The 7,792-nt window shown below is 60.2% G+C and carries 7 protein-coding genes; 5 read left to right on the plus strand and 2 right to left on the minus strand.

Going from position 1 to position 7,792, the window contains the following annotated elements; translation table 11 throughout:
• The first annotated feature begins 121 nt into the window (after positions 1-121).
• From QMX91_RS26730 to QMX91_RS26750, 5 genes are all read left to right on the plus strand, one after another.
• Positions 122-499: a DUF971 domain-containing protein gene (locus tag QMX91_RS26730; RefSeq protein WP_135294787.1), complete on the plus strand. Its 378-nt coding sequence runs from the start codon at positions 122-124 to the stop codon at positions 497-499.
• Between the two features lie 257 nt (positions 500-756).
• Positions 757-2,436 (plus strand): class II poly(R)-hydroxyalkanoic acid synthase, encoded by a 1,680-nt coding sequence (phaC, locus tag QMX91_RS26735; protein ID WP_098966803.1) that lies wholly within the window; start codon positions 757-759, stop codon positions 2,434-2,436.
• Positions 2,437-2,660: 224 nt separating this feature from the next.
• The gene (phaZ, locus tag QMX91_RS26740) at positions 2,661-3,515 is read left to right on the plus strand and encodes a poly(3-hydroxyalkanoate) depolymerase (protein WP_027611303.1); all 855 of its coding nucleotides are present in this window, start codon (positions 2,661-2,663) and stop codon (positions 3,513-3,515) included.
• A 139-nt stretch (positions 3,516-3,654) separates the two neighbouring features.
• Positions 3,655-5,337 (plus strand): class II poly(R)-hydroxyalkanoic acid synthase, encoded by a 1,683-nt coding sequence (gene phaC / locus QMX91_RS26745; RefSeq protein WP_103368731.1) that lies wholly within the window; start codon positions 3,655-3,657, stop codon positions 5,335-5,337.
• A gap of 30 nt (positions 5,338-5,367) precedes the next feature.
• Positions 5,368-5,988 carry a TetR/AcrR family transcriptional regulator gene (locus QMX91_RS26750; RefSeq protein ID WP_027611301.1) on the plus strand — a complete coding sequence of 207 codons (621 nt, stop codon included), beginning with the start codon at positions 5,368-5,370 and terminating at the stop codon, positions 5,986-5,988.
• Between the two features lie 257 nt (positions 5,989-6,245).
• On the opposite strand, the gene QMX91_RS26755 is transcribed toward QMX91_RS26750, so the two are convergent.
• Both QMX91_RS26755 and QMX91_RS26760 read right to left on the minus strand, forming a co-directional pair.
• On the minus strand, positions 6,246-7,157 hold the full coding sequence (locus QMX91_RS26755) for a phasin family protein (protein ID WP_096794687.1): 912 nt from the start codon (positions 7,155-7,157) through the stop codon (positions 6,246-6,248).
• A gap of 10 nt (positions 7,158-7,167) precedes the next feature.
• Entirely contained in the window at positions 7,168-7,590 is a 423-nt protein-coding gene (locus QMX91_RS26760) for a phasin family protein (protein ID WP_027611299.1), read from the minus strand.
• Positions 7,591-7,792: the final 202 nt, after the last annotated feature.

The raw sequence follows: 7,792 nt of genomic DNA on the forward strand, positions 1-7,792 counted from the left end.
TGCGGGCTTGCTCGCGAAGAGGCCGTGCCAGGCGACAGCAATGTTGGCTGACATACCGCATTCGCGAGCAAGCCCGCTCCCACATTTGAATCAGGGTCGCCCACACAACGGACGCCAGACCATGACCTCAATCCCCACCGACATCAAACTGCACAAAGCCTCGAAAACCCTGACGCTCACCTACGCGTCCGGCGAGGAGTACACCCTGCCCGCCGAATTCCTGCGCGTGCATTCCCCTTCCGCCGAGGTCCAGGGCCACGGCAAACCGATCCTGCAATTCGGCAAGCTCAATGTCGGACTCAGCGGCCTGGAACCGGCCGGTCAGTACGCACTGAAACTGACCTTCGACGACGGTCACGACAGCGGCTTGTTCACCTGGGATTACCTCTACGAGCTGGGGCGACGTCATGACGCACTCTGGGCCGATTATCTGGCCGAGCTCAAAGCGGCCGGGAAAACCCGCGATCCGGACCAGTCAATCGTCAAGCTGATGCTCTAGTCCGAGACTCTTGCTCTTTAGAGGGCATTTTCTAAATTCATCTGTTTGAATGCTCTGCTGTGTGGCCGAGGATCGGCCTGCTTGCGAAAAAAATTAAACTCGGGTAACCAATGGAGCTGGCAAGTTCCCTGCAGTGCTCTACGACTGTAAAGCAGCTATGCAGAATTAACGGTCACCCGAGCAGTAGTACCTGGCATTCGCTGTGGAACTGCACAGCAGAAAACGGGTACTCGTCTCAGGACAATGGAGCGTCGTAGATGAGTAACAAGAATAACGATGACCTGAAGTACCAAGCCTCGGAAAACACCCTGGGGCTTAATCCCGTCGTTGGGCTGCGCGGAAAGGATCTGCTGGCCTCTGCTCGAATGGTGCTGACCCAGGCCATCAAACAACCGATCCATAGCGTCAAGCACGTGACCCATTTCGGTCTCGAACTGAAGAACGTGCTGTTCGGCAAATCCGAACTGCAACCGGCCAGCGATGACCGTCGCTTCGCTGATCCGGCGTGGAGTCAGAACCCGCTCTACAAACGTTATCTGCAAACTTACCTGGCGTGGCGCAAGGAGCTCCATTCCTGGATCGACGACAGCAGCCTGTCACCCAAAGACATCGCGCGCGGCCACTTCGTGATCAACCTGATGACCGAAGCCATGGCCCCGACCAACACCGCCGCCAACCCGGCGGCGGTCAAACGCTTCTTCGAGACCGGCGGCAAAAGCCTGCTCGATGGCCTCTCGCATCTGGCCAAGGATCTGGTGCACAACGGCGGCATGCCGAGCCAGGTCAACATGGGCGCGTTCGAGGTCGGCAAGAGCCTTGGCGTGACCGAAGGCGCGGTGGTGTTTCGCAACGACGTGCTGGAGCTGATCCAGTACAAGCCGATCACCGAACAGGTCCACGAGCGGCCACTGCTCGTGGTGCCGCCACAGATCAACAAGTTCTACGTTTTTGATTTGAGCCCGGACAAGAGTCTGGCGCGCTTCTGCCTGCGCAATAACGTGCAGACCTTCATCGTCAGCTGGCGTAACCCGACCAAGGCCCAGCGCGAGTGGGGCCTGTCGACCTACATCGATGCGCTCAAGGAAGCAGTCGACGTGGTCACCGCAATCACCGGCAGCAAAGACATCAACATGCTCGGCGCCTGCTCCGGCGGCATCACCTGCACTGCCCTGCTCGGCCACTACGCCGCCCTCGGCGAAAAGAAGGTCAACGCCCTGACCCTGCTGGTCAGCGTCCTCGACACCACCCTGGACAGCGACGTCGCCCTGTTCGTCGACGAGCAGACCCTCGAGACCGCCAAGCGTCACTCATATCAGGCCGGCGTGCTCGAAGGCAAAGACATGGCCAAGGTCTTCGCGTGGATGCGCCCGAACGATCTGATCTGGAACTACTGGGTCAACAACTACCTGCTGGGCAACGAGCCACCGGTGTTCGACATCCTGTTCTGGAACAACGATACGACTCGACTGCCGGCCGCGTTCCACGGCGACCTGATCGAGATGTTCAAAAACAACCCACTGATCCGCCCCAATGCACTGGAAGTGTGCGGCACGCCGATCGACCTCAAGCAGGTCACCGCCGACATCTTTTCGCTGGCCGGCACCAACGACCACATCACCCCGTGGAAGTCCTGCTACAAGTCGGCGCAGCTGTTTGGCGGCAAGGTCGAGTTCGTGCTGTCGAGCAGCGGGCACATCCAGAGCATCCTGAACCCGCCGGGCAACCCGAAATCGCGCTACATGACCAGCGAAGGCATGGCCGCCAATGCCGACGAATGGCAAGAGAACTCGACCAAGCACACCGATTCCTGGTGGCTGTACTGGCAGGCGTGGCAGGCCGAGCGCTCGGGTAATCTGAAAAAGGCACCAACCAAACTCGGCAACAAGGCGTACGCGCCAGGTGAAGCATCGCCGGGCACTTACGTTCATGAGCGGTAACTGACACACCTCATCCCCCTGTGGGAGCGGGCTTGTGGTGAGGGGATTCATCCCCGATGGGTCGCGCAGCGGCCCCAAAACCTGCATTCGCGGCAACTATGATTCCCCGCGTTTGAGGGTGTGCGACTGCTTCGCAGTCGATCGGGGATAAATCCCCTCGCCACAATGCCCGCTCCCACAAGGGATTGGAGGTGATATTGAGATTGACCCACAGGGCCTGAAGCATGCCGCAACCGTTCATTTTCCGTACCGTCGATCTGGATGGGCAGACCCTCCGCACCGCGGTACGCCCCGGCAAGCCTCATTTGACGCCCTTGCTGATTTTCAACGGCATCGGTGCCAACCTGGAGCTGGTGTTTCCGTTCGTCGCGGCGCTGGACCCGGATCTGGAAGTGATCGCCTTCGACGTACCCGGTGTCGGCGGCTCGTCGACGCCCAACCGGCCTTATCGCTTTCCCGGGCTGGCGAAGCTGACGGCGCGGATGCTCGACTACCTCGACTACGGCCAGGTCAACGTGATCGGCGTGTCGTGGGGCGGCGCGCTGGCGCAGCAATTCGCCCACGACTACCCCGAACGCTGCAAGAAACTGGTGCTGGCAGCGACTGCGGCCGGCGCCTTCATGGTGCCGGGCAAGCCGAAAGTGCTGTGGATGATGGCCAGCCCCCGGCGCTACATCCAGCCGTCCCACGTGATCCGCATTGCGCCGTTGATTTACGGCGGCTCGTTCCGCCGCGACCCGACCCTGGCCGCCAGCCATGCGGCGAAAGTGCGTTCGGCAGGCAAGCTCGGTTACTACTGGCAACTGTTCGCCGGCCTCGGCTGGACCAGCATTCACTGGCTGCACAAGATTCATCAGCCGACCCTGGTGCTGGCCGGCGACGACGATCCGCTGATCCCGCTGATCAACATGCGCATGCTCGCCTGGCGCATCCCCAACGCCCAGCTGCACATCATCGACGACGGTCATTTGTTCCTGATCACCCGCGCCGAAGCCGTAGCGCCGATCATCATGAAATTCCTTGAGGAGGAACGACAGCGCGCCGTGATGCACCCGCACCCGACCCCGCTGGGCGGATAAATCACGGCGGCAGGCTTTATGCAGGGTTTTGAACAACGTGCGCGGCAGGACGCCGCGCAGGCAGCAACCCGTAACAGCGACTATGGTGTTCTGGTTCGGTGAGTTTGTTTTTGACCTGAAGACGAAGGAGTGTTGAGTCATGCGCGACAAACCTGCGACGGGCGTAGTGCCCAGTCCCGCCGTGTTCATCAATGCACAAAGTGCAATGACCGGCCTGCGTGGGCGGGACTTGCTCTCGACCTTGCGCAGCGTCGCCGCCCACGGTCTGCGCAACCCGCTCCACAGTGCGAAACACGCCTTGAAACTCGGCGGCCAGCTCGGTCGCGTGCTGCTCGGTGAAACCCTGCACCCGACCAACCCGCAGGACGCGCGGTTCGCCGATCCGGCGTGGAGCCTCAATCCGTTCTACCGGCGCAGCCTGCAGGCGTATCTGGCCTGGCAGAAACAGGTCAAGAGCTGGATCGATGAAAGCAGCATGAGCGAGGACGATCGCGCTCGCGCGCACTTCGCGTTCACCTTGCTCAACGATGCCGTCGCGCCCTCCAATACCTTGCTCAATCCGCTGGCGGTCAAGGAGCTGTTCAATTCCGGCGGCCAGAGTCTGGTGCGCGGCCTGAGCCATCTGTTTGATGATCTGCTGCACAACGATGGCCTGCCACGCCAGGTTACCAAGCAGGCGTTCGAGGTCGGCAAGACCGTCGCCACCACCACCGGCGCCGTGGTGTTTCGCAACGAGATGCTCGAGCTGATCCAGTACAAGCCGATGAGCGAAAAGCAGTACGCCAAGCCGCTGCTGGTGGTGCCGCCGCAAATCAACAAGTACTACATTTTCGACCTCAGCCCGCAGAACAGCTTCGTCCAGTACGCGCTGAAAAACGGCCTGCAGACCTTCATGATCAGTTGGCGCAACCCGGACGTACGCCACCGGGAATGGGGCCTCTCGACCTACGTCGAAGCGGTGGAAGAAGCGATGAACATCTGCCGGGCGATCACCGGCGCGCGCGAGGTGAATCTGATGGGTGCCTGCGCCGGTGGCCTGACCATCGCCGCGCTGCAGGGTCATCTGCAGGCGAAACGGCAACTGCGACGGATCTCCAGTGCGACCTATCTGGTCAGCCTGCTCGACAGTGAGATCGAGACCCCGACCACCCTGTTCGCCGACGAACAGACCATCGAAGCGGCCAAACGCCGCTCCTACCAGCGAGGCGTGCTCGACGGTCGCGACATGGCCAAGGTGTTTGCCTGGATGCGGCCCAACGATTTGATCTGGAGCTACTTCGTCAACAACTACCTGCTCGGCAAAGAGCCCCCGGCCTTCGACATTCTCTACTGGAACAACGACAACACCCGCCTGCCCGCCGCGTTCCACGGCGACCTGCTGGACTTCTTCAAGCACAACCCGCTGACCCACCCGGGTGGCCTGGAAGTCTGCGGTACGCCAATCGACCTGCAGAAAGTCACCGTCGACAGCTTCAGCGTGGCCGGCATGAACGACCACATCACGCCGTGGGACGCGGTGTACCGCTCGACCCTGCTGCTCGGCGGTGAGAGGCGTTTCGTACTGTCCAACAGTGGGCACGTGCAGAGCATCCTCAACCCGCCGAGCAACCCGAAAGCCAATTACGTCGAGAACGGCAAGCTGAGCAGCGATCCGCGCGCGTGGTATTACGACGCCAAACGCGTCGACGGCAGTTGGTGGCCGCAGTGGCTGGAGTGGATTCAGCAGCGCTCCGGCACCCAGCACGAAACCACGTTTACCCTCGGCAACCCGAACTATCCACCGATGGAGGCAGCACCCGGCACCTACGTGCATGTGCGCTGACGCTTAACCGAACTTTTCTAAGAAGACTGGATGAAAACCCGCGACCGGATTCTCGAATGTGCCCTGCAACTGTTCAACGAAAAGGGTGAGCCCAACGTCTCCACCATGGAAGTTGCCAACGAAATGGGGATCAGCCCCGGCAATCTCTACTACCACTTTCACGGCAAGGAGCCGTTGATTCTCGGCCTGTTCGAACGCTTCCAGAACGAACTGGCGCCGCTGCTCGATCCGCCATCGGATGCCGAGCTGGCGCCAGAGGATTACTGGCTGTTTCTGCACCTGATCGTCGAGCGCCTGGCGCAGTACCGGTTTCTGTTCCAGGACCTGTCGAACCTCGCCGGGCGCCTGCCGAAACTGGCCAAGGGCATTCGCAACCTGCTCAACGCGCTCAAGCGTACGCTGGCGTCCTTGCTGGCGCGGTTGAAGGCTTCGGGGCAACTGGTCAGTGATACCCAGGCGTTGGGGCAACTGGTGGAGCAGATCACCCTGACCCTGCTGTTCTCGCTGGACTATCAGCGGATTCTCGATCGAGAGGGTGAGGTCAAACTGGTGGTGTACCAGATCATGATGCTGGTGGCGCCGCATCTGCTGCCGCCGGTGAAAGTGGCGACGGAGCGGATGGCCCTGCAATACCTCGAAGATCACGAATGAAATCAAGAGCCCCTCACCCTAACCCTCTCCCAGAGGGAGAGGGGACTGACCTTATTGTCTTACGCGATACGGCGACCTGAAAAATCCAGTCGATTATGGATTCAATACGACACTTTCAGGTCGGTGTAAGGCTGAAGCATCCCCGAATCGGCCCCCTCTCCCTCGGGGAGAGGGCTGGGGTGAGGGTAAGCTTTTAAAAAGCACAAACAAAAACGCCCGACCTTCACAGGCCGGGCGTTTTGTTTTGCCCTGAAAAATCAGGACTGACTGGTTGGCGTCGACGGGGTCGATGCAGCAGTCGGGGTGGCTACCGGAGTCGGTGCAGCGGCGGAGTTCGACGCGCTGGCCGGGGTTGCCGGGGTGGCTGGCTTGGCTGCTGCGGGTGCAGCTGGCTTCGGAGCAGCGGCCTTCGGCGCGGCCGGTTTTTTCACTGCCGGTTTTTTCGCCGCAGCCGGTTTGGCCGCAGGTTTGGCAGCCGGTTTCGCGGCAGCGGTTTTCGCTGCTGGCTTGGCGGCTGGTTTGGCCGCGGACTTGGCCGCAGGTTTCGCAGCCGCTTTGGCAGCAACCGGTTTCGCGGCAGCCTTGGCGGCTGGTTTGGCAGCGGCCGTTTTAGCAGCAGGCTTGGCGGCAGCGGTTTTTGCCGCGGGCTTGGCCGCAGCTTTGGCAGCTGGTTTCGCAGCCGCTTTAGCCAATGGCTTGGCGGCGGTTTTGGCTGCCGGTTTGGCCGCTGCGGTTTTCGCCGCGACCGGTTGGGTTTTCAGACCAGTGAGTTTCTCGATCTGCTTGGTCAGGGTCTCGACCTTGCTGTGCAGCGCTTTGACTTCATTGCGGCTAGGCACACCCAGGCGCGAAATCGCGCTGTTCAGGCGCTTGTCGAAAGCCCCTTCCAGCTCGTCCCACTTGCCCAGTGCGCGATCTTTCACGCCGCTGATGCGCGACTTGGCCGAAGAAGCGGAATCCTTGGCGGCATCGACTTTCTTTCCGACTGCCGACTTGGTGAGCTTCTCGGCTTTCTCGCCGTCTTTGACCAGTGACTCGAAGAGCTTGCTGCCGTCAGTGTCGATCTTCGAGTACACGCCTAAACCAGCCAGCCAGATTTTGCGGGAGTAGTCTTCGACTTTCCCAATCCACGAGCTGCCTTCTTTATCGGTGTTCTTTTTACCAGCCATCCCGTTCTCCTTAAGATTTACGCGCGACGCGTTCGAGCAATGCCGTCAGCTCATCGAGCTTAGCAGAGAGTGTCTCAACGTCATGTTTAGACGGAATGCCGATACGATTCAAGGCGCTTGCTACACGGGAGTCGAACGCCTTCTCGACCTTGTCGAGCTGAACTTCGACGCGACCTTTGAACGAGCTGACTTCATCCTTGGCTTCGTCGATCTCGGCATTGGCGGCTTCGAGTTTTTCGGTGACGACTCTTTTGCCTTTCTTTTCAACAGTTTGACCAGCCTTGATCAGCTCTTGAAAGTAGTCGCTGCCCTCTTGGCCGACCTTGGTGTAGGCACCCAGGCCTGCCAGCCAGATCTTGCGGGCATAGGATTTGACGTCGCTCAGAGCAGAAGTCGAAGCGTCGATTTTTTTCTTCAGAATGACTTTGGCCATGGTGCACCTCACGCGCAGAAGGTTTGAGGAACTGCCCGCAGATGTGTCGGGCTCAGGCACAAAGTAGGGAGAAAAATTAGAAACGGCACCCTAACAACTGACATAAACAGCGGGAGCACCACCAAACAAATGTGGGAGCGGGCTTGCTCGCGAATGCGGTGTACCAGTCACGAGAAATGTCGACTGTTGCACCGCATTCGCG

Origin of the sequence: Pseudomonas sp. PS01299, assembly GCF_029960145.1 — a bacterium.
Lineage (GTDB): Bacteria > Pseudomonadota > Gammaproteobacteria > Pseudomonadales > Pseudomonadaceae > Aquipseudomonas > Aquipseudomonas putida_A.